Origin of the sequence: Afifella aestuarii (assembly GCF_004023665.1) — a bacterium.
Classification (GTDB): domain Bacteria; phylum Pseudomonadota; class Alphaproteobacteria; order Rhizobiales; family Afifellaceae; genus Afifella; species Afifella aestuarii.
The window spans coordinates 1,186,950-1,212,036 of the sequence record NZ_SAUF01000002.1 but is presented as its reverse complement, the minus strand read 5'-3'; the positions used below and the strand labels follow the sequence as shown (position 1 = coordinate 1,212,036).

Sequence of the window (25,087 nt, the reverse complement as noted above, 5' to 3'; positions counted from 1 at the left end):
CCTTGGCGCCGGTCCAACCAGTCGCGGGGGGCGACATGGATACGACCGGCAATTTGGAATGGCGCAGCGATGTCAGCCGGCTGATCGCGCGCATCGACATTGCTCTCGAACGCCAGGTGAACGCCATTCTCCATCATCCGCAGGTCATGGAGATGGAGGCGCGCTGGCGCGGCCTCGCTCTTATCGTGCGCACGGCAGCGCGCAGCGAGGAGGTCAAGGTGCGGGTCATCTCGGCAAGCCGCCGAGAATTGGCACGCAGTCTGGAGCGGGCCGGCGATTTCGACCAGAGCCATCTCTTCGAGCTGGTCTACAGCCGGGAGTTTGGCATGCCGGGTGGTGAGCCGTTCGGCCTCCTTATCGCCGACTACATGATCTCACCCGAGGACAAAAGCGAAGACGGCGACCCCGTGGGGATGCTGACCGCCCTTGCGAGCGTCGCCGCAGCGGCGTTCTGCCCGATTATCGCCGGAGCGTCGCCCGAGGCGACCGGACTCGGCCATTTCCGCGACCTCAATCGCGTTCAGAATCTGGCGCAAGCTCAGAACGATCCCGCAATGATCCGCTGGAACACGCTGAGAGCGCACGACGACGCGCGCTTTCTCGGGCTGGTGGCGCCGCGCGTCCTCCTGCGTCAGCCGCACCGGGCCTACGATCGACGCCGCGACGACGGCTTTCCGTTCCGAGAGACAATTGCCGCCGATGCCTCGACCCTTCTCTGGGGCAATGGCGCCTTCGCCTTTGCGGTCGTCGTGATCCGCACGTTTATCGAGACCGGCTGGTTCGCGGATCTTCGGGGCGTCAGCCAGGACCGAATCGACGGCGGCATGCTCGGGGCAACCGAGCTTCCGCCTTATGACTTCGGCACAGAGAGCGGCGGCCTCTCCGCGCAATCGCCCGTCGAGGCGCGCATCACAGTGCGTCAAGCACAGCAATTGTCCGATCTCGGCATCGTGCCAATCGAGACCACCTATCTGTCGTCCAATATCGTCTTCAACTCCAACCAATCGCTGCACGCTCCGCCGCACCATTCCAGCGAGAGCGCCCGACAGAATGCGCGGCTGGCGGCAATGCTGCAGTATGTGCTCTGCGCCTCGCGCTTCTCGCATTATTTGAAAGTGATCCTTCGCGACGAGATCGGCCGCCTGTCCGATGCGGCGACGATCCAACGACGGCTCGCGGACTGGTTGGCCGGCTATACGCTCGGCAATGACGACGCCAGCAGCGAGCTGCGCACGCGCTTTCCGCTGCGCTCAGCCGGCATCGAGGTCGGCAACCTTCCGGGCAAACCGGGCAGCTACATCTGCACCGTGCGCCTGCAGCCTCATTTCCAACTCGACGACGTCACCACGAGCTTCCACCTCGTCGCCGAAACCGAAGCCGAGACCGCGCGACCTCAAAGTGGGGAGGCAGCTCCGGAGGAAAGGGTCTTCGCATGACGATTGCCGACACAGTCGCGGACTATCTCGACAAAAATGCTCTCGAAGAGGCGATAGAGCATGCGGGTGCAGCAGTCCGCCAAGCTCCGCAAGACCGAAAGACACGCGGCCTCTTCATCGACCTTCTCATTCTCGCCGGGGCCTATGAACGCGCCGACAAGCAATGCGCTTTGGCCACCTCCCTCGATCCGGAAGACGCGGTGGGCCTAGCCCGGCTCAGGGCCGAGTTACGCGCCATGGCGGCGCGCGACGCTTTTTTCGAAACCGGCGCCGTTCCCGACTTTCCGGGCGTGCCAAGTCCGTGCGACCAGCTCGCGTTGAAGCTCTCGATCGCTCATCGAGATGCCGATCGGGACACGGCTTTGGCCACCCTCGAGGCCCTGGAGACGGCTCGCGGCGCCCGAGCGATGACGGTCAACGGAACAGCTGTCCAGGATTTCCGCGATTGTGACGATCGTATCCCCCACGCCCTTGAGGTCCTGACCTCCGGCGGCGCCTATCTGTGGGTCGATTTCGAGCGCATCCAGGCACTTTCATTGGCGCCGATGACGCGGCCGCGGGATCTCGCCTTCCGCCCGGCAGAACTCGGTCTCACCGATGGCAGCATCGGACCGGTTCTCCTGCCGATGATCTACCATGGCGCAAGTGACGAGCCCGCGCTGCAGCTCGGCTGGGAGACCGTGTGGGACGAATGCCCGAGCGGGATCACCGTCGGTCGCGGCCAGCGCTGTTTCCTTTCAGGCGATGCGCTCATGGCCGCGCGCGAGGTCGAAAGCCTCGGTCAGGCTGCTGGCGAGGCCGGCGCGGCGGAGGCAAGCTATGGCTGACCCTCTCGACCGTTTTGTGCCTGGCCGCGGCAGCATCTCGCAGCCCCTGCTCGACCGCCTGCTCGATGCCGAGCCCGATCGTATCGAAGACCAACCATTACGTCCGGTGGATGAAGTTCGTCGCCTGCGCGAGGCGATACGTCGTGATCTGGAGGCATTGCTCAATACACGCCAGCCCCCGGTTTCGCCGCCTCCCGGTCAGTCGCATCTGGACAGCGCGCTCACCTCCTTCGGCATCGAAGGCTTCGTCGGGGCCAGCCTCGGCTCGCCCGTCGCCAAGGCGCGTTTCGCACGGGCCATCGAACGGCGCATCGAACTCTTCGAGACGCGGCTGTCCAACGTCCAGGTCACCGTTCTCAAGGGCCGCGGTGACGGCGACCGCGCGTTGCGGATGCGCATTCAAGCCCACTTCCGGGTGAACGAGGCAATGCCGCCGATCCGCCTGGAATCGATGGTCGACCCCTCTACCAACCGCATCGAGCTCGAGGCGCCCGGTGACTGACGGTTTTTTCGCACGTTATAACGAGGAACTCGACGCACTGCGCCAGCGTGCCTCCCGCTTTGCCGCGGCGTTTCCGAAAGTCGCCGGGCGCCTGCGACTGACCGGAGAGGTCGCCGACGATCCTCATGTGGAGCGACTGGTTCAGAGTTTCGCCTATTCGGCAGCACGCGTGCGCCAGAAGCTCGACGACGAGTTTCCCGAGCTGACTGACGGGCTGCTCGAAACTCTCTATCCGCACTACCTCGCACCGATTCCCTCCATGTCCGTGGTGCGTTTCGAGCCGGATGCCAATCTGGCGAATGTGCGTCTGATTCCACGCCATTCGGAGATCCGCGCGGAACCCGTGGGCGGAGAAAGCTGCCGCTTCCGCACCACGCAGGATGTTGCCGTCGCGCCGATCACACTCACTGCCGCGAGCCTCGCCGGCCAGCCGCTGGATGCGCCGGCTCCCCATCACGGGGCCGCCTCCTGTCTTCGACTGTCGCTGCGCGCTCGCAGCGGCCAGGGCGGCCTTGCCGGCCTCGGCCTGGACCGGCTCCGCCTTTTCCTGGCAGCTCCTTGGCGTCAAGCAAGCGCCCTCGCCGAACTTCTGATGAACCACACGCTGGGAATAGCGCTCGCCCGACATTCGGGAGATACAGAGCCGATACGTTTGCCGGCGTCGAACCTCAGCCCCATCGGTTTTGGCGAGGGCGAAGGAATGCTGCCCTATCCGGCCTCAAGTTTTGTCGGATACCGGCTGCTCACCGAATTCTTCGCCCTGCCGCAGAAGTTCCTGTTCCTTGATATTCGTGGAATCGACGCGTGGGCCGGCGATGCCGTCGACATCTTCATCTATCTCGATCAGACAGATAGCGCACTGGAACAGTCTGTCTCGGCCCGAGACTTCGTTCTCAATGCCTCCCCGGTGGTCAATCTGTTTCGCCAGAGCTGCGAGCCGATCACCCTCGATGGCACCCGCACCGAGTATCGTCTCTTGCCGGATTCACGCCGCCAGAAGACGCGCGAGATCCAGTCGATCGACAGCGTGAGCATCAACGAGCGGAGCGGCGCCAGCCACCAAAGCCAGCCATTCTTTGGGCGGACGCGCACCTCCGGTCCGCCGGTCTTCTGGCAAATCACTCGCCGCTTCGACGAAGAGGACCACACCAGCGACATCGACATTGCCTTTGTCGATGAAGCGCGGAAAGTGACCGGCCCGCTCGACGCGGTCGCGAGTGTAGAAGCTCTGTGCCTCAACCGAGACCTGCCCGAACATTTGCCTTTCGGCGGCGGACATCCTCGCCTTGAATTGGTGGATAGCACCGACGGTGTCGGTGCTGTGGAAGCCCTGTTTCCTCCGACACCCTCGGTTCGCCTCACCGACAGCGATGGCCGCAACTGGCGCCTCGCCTCGCACCTTCTTCTGAACCATCTGTCTCTGGCCGATCGCGGTGGCGGCGCGCTTAGGGATGTCTTGAAGCTCTATGCTTTCCGCGACACTCCGGAAACACGTCAGATCATCGACTCGATCTCCGCGATCGAGGTGCGGAGCGCGACGGCACGGATCGCCGGCGGCGGCATGGTTCCCGGTACGGAAATCGATCTGACGTTCGATCCTGCAATGATCGACAGGCCCTCGGCGTATTTGTTCTCCGCCGTGCTCGATCGTTTCTTCGGCCTCTATACCGCAATCAACAGCTACAGCCGCCTCACCGTTCACCTCAGGGGCCAATCGCGCCCGGTGGCCCGCTTCCCTGCCCGCGCAGCGGAAAGGCCGCTCATATGAGCGCCCTCCGCAAACCCAACAGCGTAGCGCCCGCGGCGACCGAACCAGCGGACGACATCTCACGCCTGCGCCAGCGACTGATCCAGGAGCCTGGGCTGTTCGAGCCCTCAACGGCGTTTCGTCTGGCTGCCGAAGACGCGGACGTTCACATCACGTCACCCTTTGGCGTGGCTCCGGCATCGGTGCCGGTTGTGCTGGACCAAGGCCGTAACGGCGCAATTGCCTCCACGCCTGTATCGGGCCTGATCGGCCCGCTCGGCGTATTGCCGCCGTCCTATGACGAGGCGGTGATGCGCGAAGAGCGCAACCGCTCGCACGCCTTGCTTGCCTTTTTTGACGTCTTCGGTGCCCGCCTGGCAGCGCTCTTTTTCGCCGCGGCGGAGAAGTATCACCTCGCCAGGCGGCTGCGCTGGGGCGGGCGTGGCGCCGGCAACGCTTTCCTGACGGCGCTATTCTCGCTGACCGGCTTCGGAACGCGCGGCCTCAAGAAGACGAGTGGCGTCGATACCGACGTGATCCTCCGTTTCGCCGGTTTCTTCGCGCAGCGCACCCGGAACGCTTCCAGCTTGAGAGCCATGCTCGCCGACTTCACCGGCCTCCCGGTGAAGATCGAGCAATTCCGGCCCCGCTGGCTCACCGTTGCCGAGCACGACCGTACGGCTCTTGGCCCGACCGCTCGCCTTGGCGTCAACACGATGGCCGGTACTGCTGTAAGAGACCGCTCCAGTGGGTTTCGGATCGTGCTCGGGCCGTTGGACTATCGCGATTATTGCGCGTTTGCGCCTGGAGGCGCAGCAGCCAGAGAGCTCGTGGCGTTGACGCGCCTTTTCGTCGGCATCGGGCTGACCTTCGACGTCCAGGTGGTCCTCAAGAAAGAGCAGGTCCCACTTTGCCAATTGGGCGGCGCGGGCGCCGCCCAACCGCGGCTCGGCTGGAACAGCTGGGCACGCGTTGCCCCGGCAGCGCGAGACAGCGACGAGGCTTTCTACACGGCGGAGGCCGGGGAGAAAGGAGCCTCACATGCGGCTTGAGTTACGACAGACCGCAGGGCAACCGGTTCGGGGATCGCGCCGGCCATGGACGTTCGAGCGCGGTCGTCGCAGCCTCGGCGGCAGTCCGGACTGCGATTGGATCGTCGAGGATCAGGACGGGACGCTGTCCGATTTTCACTGCATCATCAGCCGTGACCACTCATCCTTCGTCCTCGAGGACCGCAGCGCTCACGGGATCCGTGTCGACAGCAATCTGTTGCGCCAGGGCGAGACAGCGCGGCTCGCATCCGGCTCCGTCATCGCCTTCGGCGCCCTGATCTTCGAGGTGACCATCTACGGAGAGCCCGAGCCTGACCTGGACGATCCCGATACCGATCTGCGTCTCAGCGACGAGGCGCCGACCATTTCCTCGATCCTGGCCGACGTGGCGCCGGGACGTCAGCGGGGAAGTGGCCTCAGCGGCGCCGCGGCTTGGGATGACGGCGAGGCCTCTAACCGTAAACCCGACAATGCGTCCGCCCGGCGGGACACGTTTACGGTCCCCTCCTCCCGCGAGGTTGAGATCGGCTGGAGCGGACCACCCGAAACAGACGCGACGCAACCGCTCCTGCCCAACGACTGGAATGCCGACGCTGGCGGCGATTATGCCAGCAACATCGAGCACCGGCCTGCGCTAAGCACCGCGGTTCCCCGCATGGGTGCGCGACGGCGGCGCCGCAGGCCCGACCCAGCTGCTGATATTCCCGACGACGCCTTCGACGCCCTGGCGCCACCTCGACCTGAGGCGGCGGATACGACTTCCGGTTCGACACCCGAGGAGCACCCGACGCCTTCGACCTCCGAGCCGGATCACGCAACGGACCCACACGCGCCGTTGAGCGAAAGCGGCCCCGCCGGACCTGATCACGACGGGACGCCGGATGCCCCGCCCCTGGTTGCGGAGGGGCAGGCAGCTCCGGAAGACACCACCGAACAGGCGATTGCCGATATTCTGGGACCATCCCGAAGGTCTGGATCAGTCCCGGCGGAACGCACCGATCCACCGGCCCAGATTGAGCAAAAGGCGCAAACCGCCGGGTCGCCATCTTCAGACGGCGATTTCGGCCGTGGAGAGACCACTTCTCACCTGCTGTCGATGCTGCGCGACTGCGAAGATTCTCTCGATGAAATCTGCCGTCTGTTCGGCCTTGAGATCAGTTATTCCGGTGCCGGGCCGTTTCCCGGGCAGTCGGACATCGGCACCCGGATCGCGGCCCTGACGCAGCGCCAGACCATCCTCCGCGAGACGATGGAGCAATTGTTGCGCGAGCTCGGGCCGAGGCTGGAGCCCCGCGCGCTCGAAGCCCGTGTAGACGCCAGTGCGGGCACGGTCTTGCCGTGGCCACGCCGCGACTACTGGCGCGCCTATCGCGCACAGTTCCGACAGGACGGCCGCGACCTCTCAGTTCAGGAATTTCTAAAGTCTCTCATCGCAGGCGATGAAGACATCGATACCGCCAGTAGCGTCGAAGACAGGTTGAAGCGAAGCAGATGAAGGACGAAAACCGTGTCGCGTGGAGCGAGGGCATGTTCCTTCGCGTACAACACTTCCAGCAGGCGGACCGCTGGACGGAGCGCCTCGTGCGCACCTCCAGTCAAGAAACCGTGGCCTATCCCTGGGGTATCTCCGAGATCGAGATCGATCACGGCGCGCTCGCTGTCGGCCAATTCGCCCTGTCCAGCGTCAGGGGCATTTTACCCGACGGCACCCCGTTCGAGGCACCCGGCGATACCGATTTGCCCCCGCCGGTCGCGCTTGAAGAAACCGCAAAGCAGCAGGTCATCTATCTGGCGCTGCCCGGACGGCGCCCCGGCCGCGCCTATTCGGTCGTAGACGGCGGCGATGCGCGCGCCGGCGTCAGGCTGGCCGCTTCGAACTTCGACGCGCCTGACGCAAATCTCGATACGGACTTCATTGCGCCGATCGATATCTCCCGACTGAATCTGCGTTTCCTCAAGACCGGCGACGAATTGGCCGGTTACGATCTCATCGGATTGGCCCGTGTCGTCGAGGTTCGTTCCGACCGGGCCGTCATCCTCGATCCCGAATATCTCGCCCCGTCTCTAAACTGCGCGGCCGAACCGCGCCTCGCTGAGTTGATCCGAGAACTTCTGGGCATCGTGCGCCACCGCGCCGAAGCGATCGCAGATCGCATCGGTGATCCGACGATCCGCGGCACAGCCGAAGTCGGCGACTTTTTTCTCCTGCAGATTCTCAATCGCGCCGATCCCTTGCTTGCGCACATCGCCGCGAATGCGACCCGGCTCCATCCTCTCGTACTCTACGAATTCTGCATCGGACTGGCCGGCGAACTCGCCACCTTCACCACCGAGGACAAGCGCGCCGCCGAGTTTCCGCCCTATCGCCATGACGACCTCAAGGCGACATTTGCCGCCGTCTTCGACGATCTGCGCACGTCGCTCTCCGCAGTACTGGAGCAGACCGCCGTCGCCATCGATCTGGTCGAACGTCGGCACGGCGTCCGAGTGGGCACAATTCCTGACCGGTCACTTCTTGCCAGTGCGGGCTTTGTCCTGGTGGTGGGCGCAGACATGCCGGGCGAGGAGATCCGTCGCAAGCTGCCCGCGCAGATCAAGGTCGGCCCGGTCGAGCGCATCGTCGAACTCGTCAACGTGGCTCTGCCCGGCATTCCGGTGCGCCCGCTGCCAGTGCTGCCACGTCAGCTGCCCTACCGCTCTGGCCGGGTCTATTTCGAACTCGACACTGGATCGCCGCTTTGGCGCCAGCTCGACACGTCAGCTGCCATCGCGCTGCATCTGGCGGGAGACTTCCCCAACCTTGAAATGGAACTGTGGGCGCTACGCGAATGAGCGACCTTCCCTCTCACGGCGATCCAAACGGTGACGCCAAGCCGGACCCCGCCGCCGCGCAAGACAACATGGCGTTCGACGACATCTTGGCGTCCGGCAACGAAACGGAAGCACCGGACGAGCCGCGCCCGGCAACGGGCTGGTCGGCGGCCGCCATCATGCGCGACTTCCGGTTCGGCGGCGAAGAGGTGCCAGTCCTCGTCGCGTCGGCCGCTCCGCTTCTCAATCTCGCGCACGAGCTGCGCCAGCGCACCAAAGCCCCGAACATGGACGAGATGCGCGGGGCGGTGATCGATGCCGTGCGGCGCTACGAACGCGATCTTGCCAGCGCCCGCATCAGCCCGGAACGGGCCCGCGCCGCCCATTACGTCGTCTGTGCCACGATCGACGACGTGATCCTGTCGAAGCCGTGGAGCGAGCGGATGGGCTGGGCCCGGTCCGGCCTCGTCTCGACCTTTCACATGGACGTCACCGGTGGCGACCGTGTCTTCGATCTGCTCGACCATTTCCATCAAAGCCCCGGCGCCAACAAGGATCTGCTTCTCCTTATCTATCTCTGTCTGTCGCTCGCCTTCGAGGGACGCACGCGGGTTTCGCCGCGGGGCACGCTGGAGCTGGAACGCATCCGCGAGAGCCTCTACCGGACGCTCCTCGGCCAGTACGGTGTCTTCGAGCGGGAACTCTCGCCCCATTGGCGCGGAGTGGTGGCTCGTCACAAGCCGTTGCGCACCGCCACGGTGCTTTGGACGCTCCTGGCATGTCTCGTTCTGGCGCTCGGGCTCAGCTATCTTCTGTTCACTCTCTGGCTGAACCAGGACTCCGACGTGACGGCCCGTCGCCTGGCTGATCTGCCGCCGAGCGAAGCGCCGAGCCTCGCCGCCATAGCTTATCCGCGAGAACGCGAGATGCCGCCGGAGGTGGATAAGGAGCCACCATCGAAGGAGGAACCGGTCACGCGAACGGCCGTGGTCGAGCAGCCGGAGGCTCCCAAAGAGCCGACGCGCCTCGACAATCTCTTGGCGTTTCTTCAGCCCGAGGTCGACGCCGGCCTCGTGACACTATCGGACGCGAACGGCCGGCTGCGGGTGCGCATCGCCAATTCCGGCCTGTTCGAGACGGGAAGCGCCGACGTGAACCCGGATTTTCGCGGCCTGATCCAACGTATCGGCGGCGCGCTGTCGTCGGAGGGATTCAAAGCCGTCGTCGTCGGCTACACCGATAATGTGCCGATCCGCACGGTCCAGTTCCCCTCAAATTGGGATCTGTCTGAGGCCCGCGCGAAAGCTGTCGGCGACATTCTCGCTCTCTACACGGGGCCGGATGCGATCACCACAGAGGGACGTGCCGACAGCGATCCGCTCGCCAGCAACGACACACCTGAGGGGCGCGAAATGAATCGGCGCACCGAGATCCTCGTCATGACCGACGCAGCGGCCCGGCTCAACCAGACGTCTTCCGGCACGCCTGCGCAGGAAGGCGCGCCACCGATAGCCCCCTCCGACCAACCCGAAGCGCAGACTCCGGCCGCTCTTGAAGGCGGAGACAAGACCCAATGAACCCGCTGAGCTACTTCTACACGATCCGCTCTTACGTCGACGCCTATTCCGGCTTCATCGGCCGCCGATTCCTTTCGGTTATCTGGGTCGTCGCGATCGGTTTCGTCATCTGGTTCTACGGCTATCTCCTCAAATTCGGCGATTTCCAACCGCTGGCGAGTGCGGGCAACCGCCTCATTGCCATTGGAGTGGTCCTTGCCGCCTGGCTTCTCTATCTCGGCATCTCTTTTCTCCGCTCGCGGAGGCGCGACAATGAGCTGGTCGAAGGCATCGAGCAGGATGCCGAGGCGCTTGCCGAAGGCGAGCGGACCGCCGAGGTGGATGAGATCCGCAACCAGCTCCGGCAGGCCCTGGCCCTCTTGCGTCGCGTATCGCGCAAGCGCTTCGGCTATATCTACGAGTTGCCCTGGTACGTGCTTTTCGGTGCGCCGGGCTCCGGCAAGACCACGGCCATCACTCATTCCGGCCTGACCTTCCCGGTCGGCATGGCCGAAGGGGAAGGCACACGCGGCATAGCCGGCACCCGAAGCTGCAATTGGTGGTTCTGTGAGGAGGCGATCCTCGTCGACACCGCCGGACGCTACACGACCCAAGACGATCTGTCCGGCGCGGCGAAGGCCGGGTGGGACGGGTTCCTCAATCTCATACGGAAATATCGGCGCTCACAGCCAGTGAACGGTGTGTTGATCACCTTGTCGATCGCCGACCTCGTCGATCGTCCGCCCGACGCACGGCTGGAGGAAGTGCGCGCCATCCGCAAGCGCCTCAATGAAATGGACGAGGTGCTCAAGGCTCGCATACCGGCCTATCTGGTCTTGACGAAAGCCGACCTTCTGACCGGCTTCATCGAGTTCTTCGACGGCTTCAACCGGAGCGACCGGGAACAGGTCTGGGGCATGACCTTCGATCTCGCCGACAGCGACAAAGCCAAGGACCTCCCCGAGCGCTTTCTCGAAGAATTCTCGCTCTTGCAGGAGCGCGTCGGATCAATGCTGATCGAGCGCCTTCAGCAGGAGCCGGATGTCGCGGTGCGGGGCCGCATCTTTCGTTTCCCAGCCGAATTGTCGGCTCTCAAGGATACGGTTCACGAGATACTGGTCGAACTCTGCTCGGGTTCGAAGCTGGTAGAAGCGCCATTGGTGCGCGGCGTCTATCTCGCATCTGGAACTCAGATGACGGAAGGCGAACGGGGATTGTCCGCCCAACCGATCCCTCGCATGCGGCGCAGCTATTTTCTTACCCGCCTGTTCAAAGACGTCATTTTTGGCGAGGCCTCACTCGTCAATCGCGATCGGCGCCTGTCGTCACGTCAGCGGATGGTGCGCCGGATAGCTTACGGCGCAGCGGCCCTGGTTCTCGCTTTCGTGATGACGAGCTGGACCCTCACATATTTTCGGAACACGGCAGCGCTCGCGCAGGCTGAAGAGCGGATTGACGCCTATCAGGACGCGGTCAAAGGCATCCCCGTTCGCGATGTCGACGATGCGGACTTCCTGCGCATCCTGCCCGCTCTCAACAATCTTTCCGCGATCGCCGACAGTTTCGAGCGCCCCGGCGTGTGGCCCGCCAGCTTTGGGCTCGATCAACGGCCTAAGATCGAAAGCCGTCGACGCGCGGCTTATCAACGAGCTCTCAACGCCCTTCTCTTGCCGCGCCTGTTGGTGCAACTTCAGACCACGATGCGCGAAAGCGACGATCCTGCCGCGCTTTTCGAGGCGCTTAAGCTCTATGGGATGCTGGGCGGCCTCGGCGATCTCGATCCCGACTACGTGGTCTCGCAGTCGAAGCAGCTTTTTTCCGAACTCTATCCTGAAGAAGGACGCGCTGGCGTCCGCGAGGCTCTGGTTGCGCATACGGGCGCCATGGCGACGGGCACTTTGCCTCCGCTCACCCTGGACAACCGACTGATCGCGGAGACCCGAGACAAGATCTCCGACCGCAGCTATGCCCAGCGCGCTTTCGATATTCTTGCGTCGAAGTCCACAGCGAGTGCGCTCCCTTCCTTCGTGCCTGCCGACGCCTTGGGTCCCATCGGCGAACGCGCTTTCGAACGTGCTTCGGGCGACAGTCTGCGCGCAGGTATCGACGGTCTTTATACAGGGAACGGCTACCGTATGGCCGTGCTGCCGCTCCTCGGCGACGCAGCGAGCGAAGCGTTGAGCGAAACCTGGGTGCGCGGTTCTTCGTCAACGGTGCAACCGACAACCATCGACGCGGTATCGAACGCAGCACTCGACATCTATTTCGACACATTTCAGCGCCGCTGGTCCGAGCTTCTCGGCGACATCAGGGTGCGCCCCAGTCAGACCTTAGCCGAAGAAACAGAAACCGCGCGGCTACTCGCGACCGATCCGAGCCCAATTGAGTCCCTGGCTCAAGCCGTCGCCGAAGCGACCGACCTTCGACCTGTCATGACGGAAGGCAAGGCTACCGAAATCGCCGAATCCGCTGGCGCGGCTGCGGCCTCGAGCTCTGCGTCCCCGCTTGCGCTCGCCAATGCGCCAGACCCATACGGACCATTGCGCGCCGCCTTGGAAGTGCCGGAACAAGCCGAGGGACGAAACAGTGACGCGACCTCTGCCGATGGGAGCGAGAAGCCGTCACAGATAGCCGCACTCCAACCCCTGATCGACACGATCTATCAGCAGCTCTCCCGCGCCTCGACGTCCACAGCGGCCGTGGCCGAGGTCTTCAATGCGGAGGGCGAGCTCACCAAGGCGAACCAGGATTTGCTGCAGACCGCGCGCCGCTTGCCGGAGCCGGTCGCCACGTGGATGGCGGGCCTTTCCGCAGACATCAGCGCACTTGCGGTGAAGACGGCCCGCACAAGCGCCCGCGAAGCCTGGGCGAGCAGCGGAGCGAACCTGTGCGCGGCCGCCGTCACCAACCGCTATCCGTTCACGCGAGATTCGCCGGATGATGTCTCACTTGCCGACTTCACCCGGCTGTTCGGACCGCAGGGGCTTTTTGCAACGTTCTTCGAAGAGCGGCTCGCGCCCTTCGTCGACACCACCGCGAGCCCCTGGACGTGGCGCGGCACCTTCGGCGCCGATGGACTGGAAGCGCAAGCGATCGCCCAATTTGAGCGCGCTCACGAGATCCGCCGCGCGTTTTTTCCGCCCAACAGCGAGGAGCCGTCTGTGGCGATCAACGTGGAGCCTGTCTCGCTCTCGCAAAACGCCAACGCAGTCCTGCTGGAGATCGAGAATGAGCGGGTCGTCTATTATCACGGACCCAAAATCGGAAAGACGATCCGTTGGCCCTCAAGCGAGACCGACAATCAGTCGCGCATTGCTTTCCAGCCCGGAGACATCAGCCAAGCGATGACGCGCAGTGGAGACTGGTCGCCATTCCGCATTTTCGATGAAGCGACGATCGTCTCCCATCGCAATGACCTGATGCGCGTGCGCTTCGATGACGGCCCACGCCAGGCGGTCTTCGACGTCCAGTTCGGGTCTGTCCTCAATCCTTTCCAGCTCCCGGCTCTGAGCGAATTCCAATGCCCGTCGCAATTTTAACCTCCATCGGCAGCGACCGCATAAAAAGTGTTCATGCTCTCACTCTTGGGGCGACCGAGGGAGGCGGAAGATGATCGGCCGGAGGGGGCGCAGGACAGAAAAGCATGTCGAAGCAGCTCATCCTGGATTCTTCGGCAAGGTGCCGACCCATGGAGACTTCGTTTCGGCCGACCTCGACCCCCGCTTTCTCGAGGCATTCAGCGCTTGGTTGCAGCAAGGTTTGGTCGCCAGCCGTCAGGCGCTTGGCGACGCTTGGCGGGAGAGTTTTCTCGCGGCGCCGCCCTGGCGTTTCACCCTGGCGGCGGGGCTTTGTGGCCCGCACGGCATGGCTGGCGTCTTGCTGCCGAGCCGCGACCGTATCGGGCGCTGCTTTCCTCTCATTGCTGCGGCCCGTCTCGACGCTGCCATGGATCCGCAACGTGTGGCAGACGACAGAACCTGGTTCACCGCACTCGAAGCCATGGCCGAAACGGCCCGGCAGCCGGATTTCGATCTTATTGTCTTCCGGGACAAGCTAAGGCGCCTGCGCCCACCGACCGTCTTCGGTCACAGCTCACGCCCGTCGGCCTCAATCTCAGAATGGTGGACCGAACGTGGGCCGCACGGTTGGCCGACCGGCTTTACCGCCGAAGGGCTCCCGACACCGGCGGCGTTCCTCACCATGCTTTCTTCGGCGCCTGCCGCAAACAGATCGGCCCTGCACGAGCATTCCCACCTGCCGAGGAGCTTGCACACATCCGTCGGCCGCGACTCCCTGCCCGCCGCAGACGAATCCGCCGAAGCTTTCGAGCATCGACGGATTGCCAACTCTGAAAAGACCCGCAGCCAACATAACCCGATCGAAGCGGTCGGTCCGCCGCTGCGGTTGACATCAACCCTCGGAGAACATCCAGGGCTGCGCTCTTCTCTTCACGCGGATGTCGCCATACAGCGCGACCATCCATCGATCATGGCCGTCGTGGACGGCATCGGCAAAGACGGTGCAGCGCTGCGGGCCGCACAGACGGTCGCTCGGGCAATCAACGACATCCCGCCGCACGAGACCTTGGACCAGCTCGTCGCAGATATCAAAGGCAAGCTCGGACGGGTGCACACGCTGCTCCGGGCCGGGCAAGCGCGGGACATGAACGGAAGCGCCGCAGCCTCCGACCGCACCTCCGGCGGCGCCAGCGTGGCTTTGCTCGCCCAGTTTGCGGGGCGCTTCTCCGTTTTGTGGGCGGGCGATGTCCGCTGTTACCTATTGAGGGACGGCATGATGCGTGGCTTGACGCGGGATCACGTCGAGGTCGGCATCCGGCGACGCCTCGCGAGATCCATCGGAGGCCCCGAAACCTCGGTTCTTTTGGATACGTTCAGTGACGGCCTGCAGCCGCATGACCGCTTTCTCCTATGTTCCGCTCCTCTGGTGCGTGCCCTGCCGGAGCGGGCGATCGCCGAGATCCTGCTTCGTGAGGAAAGACCTCGCGCCGTCGACCTTCTCGTTCAGGACGCACTCCTTGCTCAGGTCTCCGACAATGTGACGACGATCGTGATCGACGCCGAACCGGCGTAAGAGCTTTGCCTAAGAAGACGCGCTCGGCGCAGGCGCAGCAGGCAATGGCGGCGGCGACGATTTGAGGAAATTCAGATACTTCGCCCAGTCGACCGACTTCGCGTTGGTGGCATAGAGGATGTCTCCGTCGAGCATCTCGAAGCTCTGCATCTGGATGAAGCTCGCCGGGTCCTTCATGTTCACCCTGACAATGATCGGCCGCAGCACTGTCGGCGCTGGCGCTCCCGGGCTCTTCCCCGCACTTACCGCTGCAGTGACGCCAGGCACCTTCTGGGTCCGGAAGAGATAGACATTCAGCGGATCGGCCTGATCGTCACGCAATCCACCTGCCCGGCCGATCGCCTTGTCGAGCGTCAACGTTCCGGGTTCGAAGGGAAATTCGCCCGCGCTCTTGAACGCGCCGTAGGTCGTATAAGACGTCTTCCCTGCCGCCTCGTCCTCACCGAGGAAAATGCGATCTCCCGGGGCAAGCGGGATGTTCTGCGAGGGCGAGGCGAGCACTCGCTCCAACGTGGCCGACGCGCGGTGTCCCCCTCGCTCGACCGTGACCGTGGTTTCCTGTGGCTTGGATTGCGCTCCACCGGCCAGGGCAATGGCATCCAGCACCGATACGCCTCCCGAAATGGGGAAGCGTCCAGGCGAACGCACCGCCCCATCGACCGTGACAACCGCTCCAGGCTTTTCGATGACGTTGACCACGGCCTGAGGATTGACCGCCGACCCACGCAAGCCATTGACGATCTGGTCCTGCAGTGCGGCGGGCGTAGACTCGACCACACGTTGGCGCCCAACGAAGGGCAGAGTTACGAAGCCGGAGGAATCGACCGTGAATCGACCAAGTGCCAGCGATTTGCTCGCAGTCGAGGCGAACAACCCCTCTTCACCGGTGTCGAAAATGGTCACCTCGATCACGTCGCCCGGACGCAGTCGCGTCGCGTTGTAACCAACCCGGCCGAGGCGTGAGAGGTCACCACGAGGCGCATCAGGGCGCTCCATGCCCTCACCCAGTACGGACTGCGGAGGTTCCATGTAGTAGGCCGCGACTGAAAGATCGACGACGGGAACAGGCTGACCGGACGGCGAAAGCGTCGTGTTTCGAATTGCTCCGGTCTTCGGTCCGCCCGACGGCAAATACGAAGACGCGCATCCCGCCAACGACAGCAAGACCACCAAAGTGGCGGCACCTCGGTACATTCAATCGCCCCCCAGCAAAGCTAATGGAGGCATAGCGAGGCGCTTCTATGAAGACAACGCTATTCTCACAGCTAGGCAATTATCCAGCAAGCGAAACAAATATAAACATAACCCCAAAATTCTCTGCTTGTAGAATGCCTTAATATATTTCGCTGATTTAAGCCAAACCGTCATCACTATGACTGTCGATGAGTGTTGCAGGATCACCACGGTACGATCCAGTGTACGATCTCGGAGAGGGCGGCATTTGCCAACCTGAAAGCAGCGAGACATAGCGACAGCTCAGCGGGGCCGGCGCACCAAACGATGAGGAAACGAGCTTTGTTCGACGGACTGGCCGAAGCGACGGCAGCACTTGCAAACTGGTTCGACCCGCCGCGGCTGGAGCGCATGGTGGAGGCGTTGGTGCCTGCCATCGTGTTCAAGCCTGTTGCGTCCGAAAATAGGCGCCTCGGCGACACCCATATCGGCGGCGTGCCCGACGTGTCGGACGGTTTTGTCTGGCCCCGACCGCCGATACCGAGCGATCCGCAGGAGATAGCCGGGCGCGCAAATGCCGAGATGGGCCGCGAGCTGCGCGCCCATATGGAGCGCGGCCTGCCCTACGCCTTCATCGCACAAGTCGACCTCCAGGAAGCGACCGCGCTTGGCGAGGTAGCGGAGATCCTTCCATCAGAAGGTCGGCTTCTCTTCTTCTACGACCATATGACGGGTCCTTGGGACACCGGCACGCGCGCGGCCCGCGTCATCTGGGATACCTCGCCAGCTTCAAACCTCTCGCAGGCTCATATGCCTTCCGATCTCGCCGAGGCGGCACAAGCGGAGCTCGAAGCGCTTGCGGACATAAGGCACGACGATGAGGAAGGCACGGCCTACGGCGCGCCGCAACGCGAGATGAAGTTGGCCGCGACCTGGCGCCTCACGCACCCAGCGTCACTCGACGCCGAAAGGCTTCCCGAATTGCGATGGGATGCCTCCGGGGACGACGGCGAACGTTTTCGAGAGGATTATGAAGCGGCCTTGGTGGAATACCACGACATGTACCCGGAGGAGCACTGGCGACGTCAGCAATTGCTCGGCAGCTCCGAACCGGAACAGGATGATCCTCGCCTCGATGCGGTCGTGGTCTCTAAGTTCGGGGTCCAGCACCTGCCGCAAGAGCTCTGGCGCGAAAACCTTCCCCGCATCAAGGCGGAAGCCGAGACCTGGACACTCCTGCTGCAGCTCGACATCTCCGACTGGATGCAGGCGCGGTTCACCGAGGGAACGGTCTATTTCCTGATCCGACGAAGCGATCTTGAACAGCGCCGCTTCGATGAAGTTGTCGCCGTTTATCAGCAGACTTAGAGCATCTTGTTAGTCCTCAGCCGATTTCGCTTGCGGTCCATGGCACGGACAAAGGGAACAAATACGACGAGCATCATCAGCAGATAGGAGGCCATCTTGACGACAAACGGACCCATAATGCTGTCCGGAAATGCGCTACCGAGGACGTAAGCAAACGGCAGTGCGCCAAACATAGAGATGGCAACGACCCACTCGCCGGCCAGACGCGAGCGTCGCGCCGCTCCGTCTTCTCCAAGGCGAGCCACGCTCGACTGCCAGTTCTTGCCCTCGCGCCTGCCTAAAGCACACGCAACCCCAAAACCTAAAATTATAATTACCAACAGCCCCACGAACGCTCCGACCACAACCAGATAATTAGGGAACTCACCCTCAGCCCCCTTCCTATAAATCCAATCAAACAAAATAAAAAATAAAATATATAATAATATTCTCTTAATTATTCTTATAATATACATTTATATCATTTCCGGCGCGCTGCATACATATAAAAACATAACTCCATAAGAATAAAATTATAACGATATAATTATTTTATAAATTGATCCACCCGTCACCCGCAACATCAATCTCCCAGAAAAACTTCATTTCGCTTCAGATCTACGTGGCTTGCCAGGATCTCCGTGCGGTCTCCATCACCCTTATGCTGGATGTCGCCGCGATCCGGCCGTGATAGGTCGTAAATATAATCACTCACGACCCCATCATCATCCGATTTCTCTTTGTTTATTGACACAAAATTTCAAATAATCATCGACAACAACAACCCAAAAGCGAGAACCATCCACCCATACATCGGATCATGTATCATCATATAACATACGGTTATAGTAAAAATAATTGATATTATATATTTTACATATATCATAATAATACTGATTATAATGACGTAATGAATTCATATTCTTCAATTAAGGTGTCGCCGACGACAATGCAAGCGCGTTTCACCAATGGAGCGGTCGACTTTCTGATCCGCCGAAGCGATCTTGAACAGCGCCGCCTCGATGAAGTCGTCGCCGTTTATCAGCATACTTAGAGCCGCAAAAGCCCACGGCGTACGCGTCTCTTCCCCTCTCTCAGCATGGCTTACTCGAACCGGCAAAGCGGAGGCCGGGGCGTACCTTTTTGTGTGGCGCTGGTTCCCACGAACCAGCCGCCGCCGAGGGCCATCAGCTTCACCTCGAAGAACATCCAGGCATTGGTGATCTCGCCACCCGTAAGTTTGTGCGCAAGCTCCATGAAGCGGTAACTGGGGGCGTCATCGCGAAGGCATACGACTTCGCGGGAATCGGTGCGCACAAGCGTGTCGAACTCCCGGTCACGCAGCACCTGCGATCGCCGAATGTCTTCGATATTCGGCACATCGGCGCAATCGCCCGTCAGGACCTGGAATCCGGGGGGCGTTTTGAGCATATCATCACTATAAAAAGTAATGTCGTGGCTGCGAAGATTTTCCGCAAGGAACCGCAGATACTCACGAAACGCTTTCTCCTGACCCCATCCTCGCGTCTCTTGAACGCGCTCGGTGATCTCCTGCCCACTTAAAAAACAGCCGATCTCGTCGAATTCAGCATAGGCGTCGATTGATGTCGTCACCGCTTGCACCTCGGGATCATCGAGGCGGATCTCACTTCTAACCTCGGGCGGCGAAATGCGGCAAAGGCTTGTCGGAAGCACGACCCAATCTCCGGTCCGGATGGTTTCGGCACTGTCATCGGCTTCCGCGACCAGAGCGTCGATGTCCGTGTCGGAAAAGCCAGCACTTCGGGCGACGGCCCTCGTCAAAGGTCCGATCGCGCAGCCCTGCTCAACAAAGAAATCGACCAGCTCCTGCGTTGGTGCAGCATTGGCAATGCCCGCTCCCGCGATCAGCATGAATACTGGAATCACCGCGATCTTCGCATTCATGCAACTCTCCCCTTCATCTATGCCCTCCTGAGGGACTCGGCTGATCGCGATCCATCCGAACGCACAAGAGCACCGGCCGGACCAATTAAAAGTGCAGAGATCGGCAAGGCAATGTCCTCAGTACACGAATGGCCGAAGCAAGCTTCAGCGAACCGTAACCTATACCGAGCGCCCCTCCCCATTGAACCGAGGGCTCGCTTTGTATTTCCGCCCCACACGCCTCGGCATTAGCGGACGACACTTCTGAGAGAAATTCTATCTAAATAAGATCGCTTCCGAACAACCTTCGCGCGGCTCGATTTGAACCTGTAGACAAGCATGCCCACGATGAGGTGGGGTTCCCTTCGGCGACAAGGTTCAGCCCAGCCGGACCCGACCGGCTGGGGGCCTGCCTCACAAAGTGTATGCTCCGCACAACACTTCGGGCGGGACTCTGCTGCGGGTCAAAGAAGGCATTCCCGACCCCGAAGCCCCCCTCTTTCGCCGTTTCCAGAATTTTAGCTTCAAAGGAAACGGCGTTGCGTGTCTGCGAGCATCAGCGACTTGCCGTTGGCGAATACGGCAAGACTTCCCCAGTGGCGGCCGACGGGACGGCCATCGGGCCCAGGACCTGATGAACGACACGAGGATTTGCGCCGAACGACTAGTTTGACAGTCCTGATCACTCGGCATCGAAAACGCAACGAGAGATGCCGGGTAAGGACCTTGTTGTCCTGCCGCATGCTCGCGACTTTGCCGAAGCGCGGCCCAACCGACCCGCGACGCTGCAGCGGCTCGTGAATGCGGAACGAGTAGACTTCTACGTGTCAGCCGTGCGGGCCGAGCGCCTCTACCTGCCTAGCGGAATGAGCGCCCGGGACTCTGTCCCGGCCGTCCGGGAGCGCCGGACACTCGATCTCCATTCGCGGCAGATCGTCCTCGACACTGCGGCAGCCGCGCTGCTTTCTCTTTCCCAAGATCCCAGCTCCAACGCGGATTTTACCCCCTGCGCCGCCGCGCGGCGGCATTTTGGACCTAAGCGCCTGCACCGTTTAGGCAGAGCGTCTGCGGCTGGTCTTGGCGCATGCGCTTGAACCGGAACCGGGCGGCAAGGCTCGTCTCCGCATACCCTATCTCCCGGCCGATGGTGCGCGGGTCGCCATTGGCGGTGCACATCAGGTGCAAGGCGAAGGGTGAAAGACTGCACTTTTATCAATGGCTTAGGTATGGCGGAGAGGAAGGGATTCGAACCCTCGAGACGGGATAAACCGTCTACTCCCTTAGCAGGGGAGCGCCTTCGACCACTCGGCCACCTCTCCACCTCCCGAAATGGCCGGTTTCGCGGCCCGCGTCAACCGGGTCTCTTACGGGAAAGGCTTTTGGTTCTGTTTGCGCCTGCATGATCGCACCCACGCTGCCGTCGACGAGACCGGCCGGCCGCTCGCGAGACGCCCGTTCCGGCCGCGCCGGCATAGGCACGAGCTTCCCAATCCCTGAAAGTGCAGATGAGGTCGGGCCGATTGCAGGCCATAGACGCCGCCACGAGATTGTGGCGCGGCGGCTTCCGGGGTTAATGGCGGATGGTGAGCAAGAGGTTCAGAGGGCCTCCCACTGCAAAAGAGCCGCTTGGTGGCCTATCGCCGCGTGCGCTGACCGAAGAGCACCGCCTGCGCGTCCTTGTCGCTGGACAGATCCATCTGCTTGTCCAGACCGACCGCGAAGGCCTGTTCGAAGGCGGGACGGGCGAGCAGCATCTGGCGCCAACGTGCGACATTGGGGAAATCCGCCAGATCAACGCCCTGCTTTTCGGGAGAACGCGCCCAGGGCAGGATCGCCATATCAGCGATCGTCAGCTCTTCGCCGGTGACGAAGCTGCGCTCCTCCAGCCGGCGGTCGAGAACGCCGTAAAGCCGATCTGTTTCATCCTCGTAGCGCTTGATGGCGTAAGGGATCTTCTCCGGCGCATAATTGCGGAAATGGTGGTTCTGGCCGAGCATCGGGCCGAAGCCCGCCATCTGCCACATCAGCCAGCTTTCCACCTCCACGCGTTGTCTCTCGTCTGTCGGATAGAAGCGGCCGAATTTTCGGCCGAGATACATGAGAATCGCGCCCGATTCGAACATCGAGATCGGCTCGCCGCCCGGCCCGTCATGGTCGATCAGCGCCGGCATGCGGTTGTTGGGAGAAATCTTCAAAAAGTCCGGCTGAAACTGCTCGCCCTTGCCGATATCGACAAAGTTGACCCCATAGGGGACGCCGACTTCCTCCAAGAACAGGGTTACCTTGAAGCCGTTGGGCGTCGGCCAGAAATAGAGCTGAAGCGCGGGCTCTGCCATGAAACACTCCTTTGCATTCGTGCCCATAGCTAGTCGCACCCGGGCCCTCGACAAGCGCTGAATGACGACCGCGAAGGGCCGCCGTACAAAGCCTCAGCCTAGGATTGCCGCGCCATCGCCGCGACGAAGAAACCGTCGGTTGCCGTCGAGGCCGGGGTGAGAACGAGGCCTGCGGGCGTCGCCCAGCGCGGCGCTGGCCCCGCCGTCACCTTGTCCCAGGCCGGGGCGAGGTCGAGGGTCAGAAACTCCGGCTGTGCCCCGGTGAAGGCGGCGATGCGCTCGCCATTTTCGGCAGGAAACAGCGAACAGGTGACGTAGACGAGAACGCCACCGGGCCGCACGAAGCGGGACGCCTCGTGAAGGATCTTTTCCTGCTCTTCGGCGCGCGCCTGCAGCGCGTCTTCTTTCATGCGCCATTTTGCGTCGGGCCTGCGCCGCCAGGTCCCGGAGCCGGAACACGGCGCATCGACGAGGACGACATCCATCCGTCCTGCAAGATCATCGAGCGCGCTCTCCCCCGGCTGCCGCACCTGCACATTGCGTGCACCCGCGCGTTTCAGCCGTTCGAAGATCGGCGCCAGGCGGTGGCGGTCCGCATCATGAGCGTAGATTTGCCCGCGATTGGCGAGCGCCGCCGACAGAGCGAGCGTCTTGCCGCCGCCGCCGGCACAGAAATCGAGGATCTGCCCACCGCTGTCATCGAGGCTTGAGGCGGCGAGGAGCGCGGCGAGCTGGCTCGCCTCGTCCTGGATCTCGATGCGGCCGCGCTGATAGGCCTCGTCGGCCTGAACGTTCGGATGCCGGCGTGCGCCTTCGCGCGGCGGCACACGCAGACCGACGGGCGACAGCCGCGTCTTCTCCACGCCGAAACGCGCAAGCTGCCCCTCCACCTTGTCCCGCTCCGCCTTCAGCGTGTTGACCCGGAGATCGAGCGGCGGCCGTTCGCCAAGCGCCGTCGCCTCCTCGACCCAGGCGGTGCCGAAGGCCCGTTCCAGCTCTTTTGCGGCAAAGTCCGGAACATCGGAACGGGCGGCCTCCGGCATGCCTTCCTCAGACGTTGCTTGAAGTCTCTCAAGCTCCGATTCCGTCAGCTTCTCAGGGGCATGGCGGTCTTCGCTGAAAAGTTGATTCACACCGTCAGCAGACTCGCCCCAGTGGAACACCACCGCTCCGAGCGCCAGAGCGCGCGGCGTCTCCTCCCCCATCCGCCAGGCGATGGAGGCGCGTCGGCGCAGCGCGTCATAGACGAGATCACCGATCGCGGCGCGGTCGCCGGACCCCGCAAAACGATGCGACAGGCCCCAATCCTTGAGCGCCTCCGCCACGGGCCGATGGCGCTCCTCCACATCCGTCAAAACCGCGATGGCCGCATCGATCCGCCCGGGAAGGCGCATGGCTTCTGCCTCTTTGAAAAAATCGGCCGGACGGTGGGAGCCGCCCGGCACGATACGTGGTGCGCTACCGTCGGCTGGCAGCGCCTTTGAAACGACGTCGAACCGGCCTACGAGCGGCCCGGATAGTTCGGGCTCTCGCGGGTCAGCTGCACGTCGTGCACATGGCTTTCCTGCAAACCCGCGCCGGAAATCCGCAGGAACTGCGCCTTGTTGCGGAATTCTTCCAGATTCTGTGCGCCCACATAGCCCATGGCAGCACGAAGGCCCCCGGCGAGCTGGTGGAGAACGCCACCGACCGGCCCCTTATAGGGCACCTGGCCTTCGACGCCTTCCGGGACGAGCTTCAGAGAATCGCGCACCTCCGCCTGGAAATAGCGGTCGGCAGATCCCCGAGCCATGGCGCCGACAGAGCCCATGCCCCGATAGGCTTTGTAGGAGCGGCCCTGGTAGAGATAGACGTCGCCCGGGCTTTCGTCCGTGCCGGCGAGAAGCGAGCCCACCATGGCGACCGACGCGCCGGCGGCGAGCGCTTTCGCCAGATCGCCCGAGAATTTGATGCCACCATCCGCGATCACCGGAATGTCGGCTTTCGAGGCTTCCTCCACCGTCTCCAGAATGGCGGTGAGCTGCGGCACGCCGACGCCGGCCACGACCCGTGTCGTGCAGATCGAGCCCGGCCCGATGCCGACCTTGATGCAATCGGCACCGGCATCGATGAGCGCCTTGGCGCCTTCGGCCGTCGCCACATTGCCGGCGACGATCTGCGTTTCGTTGGAGAGCTTTTTGATCTTCGTCACGCTTTCGAGAACGCGTGAGGAATGGCCGTGGGCGGTATCGACCACGATGACGTCGCAGCCGGCATCGATGAGGCGCTCGGAGCGCTCAAGCCCGGCATCGCCGACATTGGTGGCGGCGGCGGCCCGCAGACGGCCCTGCGTATCCTTGGCGGAATCTGGATGCAGACGCGCCTTCTCGATGTCCTTGACCGTGATGAGACCGATGCAATTGTGCGCCTCGTCGACGACGAGCAGCTTTTCGATGCGGTGCTGGTGCAGAAGCCGCTTGGCTTCTTCCTGGCTGACATTGTCGCGCACCGTGACGAGATCTTCGCGCGTCATCAGCTCGTAGACGCGCTGGTTCGGATCCGATGCGAAGCGCACATCGCGATGCGTAAGGATGCCGACGAGGCGGCCCGTCACCGTGCCTCCGGTGCCGGCATTCTGCACCACCGGAATGCCGGAAATGTCATTCGCCTTCATCAGGGCCTGCGCGTCGGCAAGCGTCGCATCCGGGCCAATGACGACGGGGTTCACCACCATGCCCGATTCGAATTTCTTGACCTGCCGCACCTGCTCGGCCTGGATCTCGGGATCGAGATTGCGGTGAATGACGCCAAGGCCACCGGCCTGCGCCATGGCGATGGCGAGCTTCGCCTCCGTCACGGTGTCCATGGCCGAGGAAATGATCGGCAGCTTCAGGGAAATCGTGCGCGTCAGACGGGTGGAAAGGTCGGTCTCGCCGGGCAGCACATGGCTGTGGGCGGGACGCAGAAGCACGTCGTCGAAGGTAAGAGCTTCGCGACCGGTCGAGACATCAATGATTTGTGGCATGCCACCTCCGAGAGGGATCGCAAGGGTGCGATTGGGCGTAAGTGAGGTTGGCGCGGGTCATTAACACGCAGGTGACAGCTTGCAAATGCCCTCAAGAGCCCTTTCCCCTTTTGCACGGCTGCCTTGCAGAGAGGAGAGGCGCCGGCGAAGCACCCTGCTCTCACGTGCTGCAGGTGAGATGGGGCACCGCCCCATCCCGATCTTCGCCCAAGATTTTGTGCGAGACGAACGGTCGATCCGCCCCAGATCCGCTTTTACGGCGAGGCTGCCGCTCTGGATGGAACGGAAGAGCGGCCCGCA

The 25,087-nt window shown here is 62.6% G+C and carries 17 protein-coding genes and 1 tRNA gene; 11 read left to right on the top strand and 7 right to left on the bottom strand.

Going from position 1 to position 25,087, the window contains the following annotated elements; translation table 11 throughout:
* Nucleotides 1–35: 35 nt before the first annotated feature.
* From tssC to tagF, 10 genes are all read left to right on the top strand, one after another.
* Entirely contained in the window at nt 36–1,436 is a 1,401-nt protein-coding gene (gene tssC, locus EO094_RS14085) for a type VI secretion system contractile sheath large subunit (RefSeq protein ID WP_128293169.1), read from the top strand.
* Entirely contained in the window at nt 1,433–2,263 is an 831-nt protein-coding gene (locus tag EO094_RS14080) for a type VI secretion system accessory protein TagJ (protein ID WP_128293167.1), read from the top strand. Before tssC ends, EO094_RS14080 begins: the two co-directional genes overlap by 4 nt.
* Nucleotides 2,256–2,765: a type VI secretion system baseplate subunit TssE gene (gene tssE / locus EO094_RS14075; RefSeq protein ID WP_128293165.1), complete on the top strand. Its 510-nt coding sequence runs from the start codon at nt 2,256–2,258 to the stop codon at nt 2,763–2,765. The genes EO094_RS14080 and tssE overlap by 8 nt, the downstream gene beginning before the upstream one ends.
* Nucleotides 2,758–4,533: a type VI secretion system baseplate subunit TssF gene (tssF, locus tag EO094_RS14070; protein WP_128293162.1), complete on the top strand. Its 1,776-nt coding sequence runs from the start codon at nt 2,758–2,760 to the stop codon at nt 4,531–4,533. The genes tssE and tssF overlap by 8 nt, the downstream gene beginning before the upstream one ends.
* On the top strand, nt 4,530–5,564 hold the full coding sequence (gene tssG / locus EO094_RS14065) for a type VI secretion system baseplate subunit TssG (RefSeq protein WP_128293159.1): 1,035 nt from the start codon (nt 4,530–4,532) through the stop codon (nt 5,562–5,564). The genes tssF and tssG overlap by 4 nt, the downstream gene beginning before the upstream one ends.
* The gene (locus tag EO094_RS14060) at nt 5,554–7,059 is read left to right on the top strand and encodes an FHA domain-containing protein (protein ID WP_128293157.1); all 1,506 of its coding nucleotides are present in this window, start codon (nt 5,554–5,556) and stop codon (nt 7,057–7,059) included. Before tssG ends, EO094_RS14060 begins: the two co-directional genes overlap by 11 nt.
* The gene (gene tssK, locus EO094_RS14055; protein ID WP_128293154.1) at nt 7,056–8,396 is read left to right on the top strand and encodes a type VI secretion system baseplate subunit TssK; all 1,341 of its coding nucleotides are present in this window, start codon (nt 7,056–7,058) and stop codon (nt 8,394–8,396) included. The genes EO094_RS14060 and tssK overlap by 4 nt, the downstream gene beginning before the upstream one ends.
* Nucleotides 8,393–9,952, top strand: a complete 1,560-nt coding sequence (gene tssL / locus EO094_RS14050) for a type VI secretion system protein TssL, long form (protein ID WP_128293152.1) — start codon at nt 8,393–8,395, stop codon at nt 9,950–9,952. Before tssK ends, tssL begins: the two co-directional genes overlap by 4 nt.
* A complete protein-coding gene (gene tssM, locus EO094_RS14045) occupies nt 9,949–13,470 on the top strand; it encodes a type VI secretion system membrane subunit TssM (protein ID WP_128293149.1) in 3,522 nt (1,173 codons plus the stop codon). Before tssL ends, tssM begins: the two co-directional genes overlap by 4 nt.
* Nucleotides 13,471–13,540: 70 nt before the next feature.
* Nucleotides 13,541–15,022: a type VI secretion system-associated protein TagF gene (tagF, locus tag EO094_RS14040; protein WP_128293146.1), complete on the top strand. Its 1,482-nt coding sequence runs from the start codon at nt 13,541–13,543 to the stop codon at nt 15,020–15,022.
* A 9-nt stretch (nt 15,023–15,031) separates the two neighbouring features.
* Here the strand turns inward: tagF and EO094_RS14035 are convergent, their stop codons facing one another.
* On the bottom strand, nt 15,032–16,216 hold the full coding sequence (locus EO094_RS14035; RefSeq protein ID WP_128293144.1) for an SLBB domain-containing protein: 1,185 nt from the start codon (nt 16,214–16,216) through the stop codon (nt 15,032–15,034).
* A 321-nt stretch (nt 16,217–16,537) separates the two neighbouring features.
* Here EO094_RS14035 and EO094_RS14030 point away from each other — a divergent pair, with 321 nt between their 5' ends.
* Entirely contained in the window at nt 16,538–17,563 is a 1,026-nt protein-coding gene (locus tag EO094_RS14030; protein WP_246008514.1) for a DUF1963 domain-containing protein, read from the top strand.
* Here the strand turns inward: EO094_RS14030 and EO094_RS14025 are convergent.
* The 6 genes from EO094_RS14025 to guaB all read right to left on the bottom strand — a co-directional run bounded on the left by EO094_RS14025 (nt 17,560) and on the right by guaB (nt 24,787).
* On the bottom strand, nt 17,560–18,018 hold the full coding sequence (locus EO094_RS14025; RefSeq protein ID WP_128293140.1) for a hypothetical protein: 459 nt from the start codon (nt 18,016–18,018) through the stop codon (nt 17,560–17,562). The two genes, EO094_RS14030 and EO094_RS14025, sit on opposite strands and share 4 nt — an antisense overlap.
* 628 nt (nt 18,019–18,646) lie before the next feature.
* Complete coding sequence (locus EO094_RS14020; RefSeq protein ID WP_128293138.1) at nt 18,647–19,468, bottom strand: hypothetical protein; 822 nt, start codon at nt 19,466–19,468, stop codon at nt 18,647–18,649.
* A gap of 1,206 nt (nt 19,469–20,674) precedes the next feature.
* A tRNA-Ser gene (locus tag EO094_RS14015) sits at nt 20,675–20,766 on the bottom strand.
* 315 nt (nt 20,767–21,081) lie between these two features.
* Complete coding sequence (locus EO094_RS14010) at nt 21,082–21,783, bottom strand: glutathione binding-like protein (protein WP_128293135.1); 702 nt, start codon at nt 21,781–21,783, stop codon at nt 21,082–21,084.
* A 98-nt stretch (nt 21,784–21,881) separates the two neighbouring features.
* Nucleotides 21,882–23,177, bottom strand: coding sequence for an RsmB/NOP family class I SAM-dependent RNA methyltransferase (locus EO094_RS14005; protein ID WP_128293133.1), 1,296 nt, complete (start codon nt 23,175–23,177; stop codon nt 21,882–21,884).
* Between the two features lie 107 nt (nt 23,178–23,284).
* Nucleotides 23,285–24,787 carry an IMP dehydrogenase gene (gene guaB, locus EO094_RS14000; RefSeq protein WP_092816515.1) on the bottom strand — a complete coding sequence of 501 codons (1,503 nt, stop codon included), beginning with the start codon at nt 24,785–24,787 and terminating at the stop codon, nt 23,285–23,287.
* Between the last annotated feature and the right edge of the window lie 300 nt (nt 24,788–25,087).

Coding starts and splice junctions, on each gene's coding strand:
- tssC (WP_128293169.1), top strand. CDS start 36: ATGGATACGACCGGCAATTTGGAATGGCGCAGCGATGTCAGCCGGCTG.
- EO094_RS14080 (WP_128293167.1), top strand. CDS start 1,433: ATGACGATTGCCGACACAGTCGCGGACTATCTCGACAAAAATGCTCTC.
- tssE (WP_128293165.1), top strand. CDS start 2,256: ATGGCTGACCCTCTCGACCGTTTTGTGCCTGGCCGCGGCAGCATCTCG.
- tssG (WP_128293159.1), top strand. CDS start 4,530: ATGAGCGCCCTCCGCAAACCCAACAGCGTAGCGCCCGCGGCGACCGAA.
- EO094_RS14060 (WP_128293157.1), top strand. CDS start 5,554: ATGCGGCTTGAGTTACGACAGACCGCAGGGCAACCGGTTCGGGGATCG.
- tssK (WP_128293154.1), top strand. CDS start 7,056: ATGAAGGACGAAAACCGTGTCGCGTGGAGCGAGGGCATGTTCCTTCGC.
- tssL (WP_128293152.1), top strand. CDS start 8,393: ATGAGCGACCTTCCCTCTCACGGCGATCCAAACGGTGACGCCAAGCCG.
- tssM (WP_128293149.1), top strand. CDS start 9,949: ATGAACCCGCTGAGCTACTTCTACACGATCCGCTCTTACGTCGACGCC.
- tagF (WP_128293146.1), top strand. CDS start 13,541: ATGATCGGCCGGAGGGGGCGCAGGACAGAAAAGCATGTCGAAGCAGCT.
- EO094_RS14035 (WP_128293144.1), bottom strand. CDS start 16,216: ATGTACCGAGGTGCCGCCACTTTGGTGGTCTTGCTGTCGTTGGCGGGA.
- EO094_RS14025 (WP_128293140.1), bottom strand. CDS start 18,018: ATGTATATTATAAGAATAATTAAGAGAATATTATTATATATTTTATTT.
- EO094_RS14020 (WP_128293138.1), bottom strand. CDS start 19,468: ATGAATGCGAAGATCGCGGTGATTCCAGTATTCATGCTGATCGCGGGA.
- EO094_RS14010 (WP_128293135.1), bottom strand. CDS start 21,783: ATGGCAGAGCCCGCGCTTCAGCTCTATTTCTGGCCGACGCCCAACGGC.
- EO094_RS14005 (WP_128293133.1), bottom strand. CDS start 23,177: ATGCGCCTTCCCGGGCGGATCGATGCGGCCATCGCGGTTTTGACGGAT.
- guaB (WP_092816515.1), bottom strand. CDS start 24,787: ATGCCACAAATCATTGATGTCTCGACCGGTCGCGAAGCTCTTACCTTC.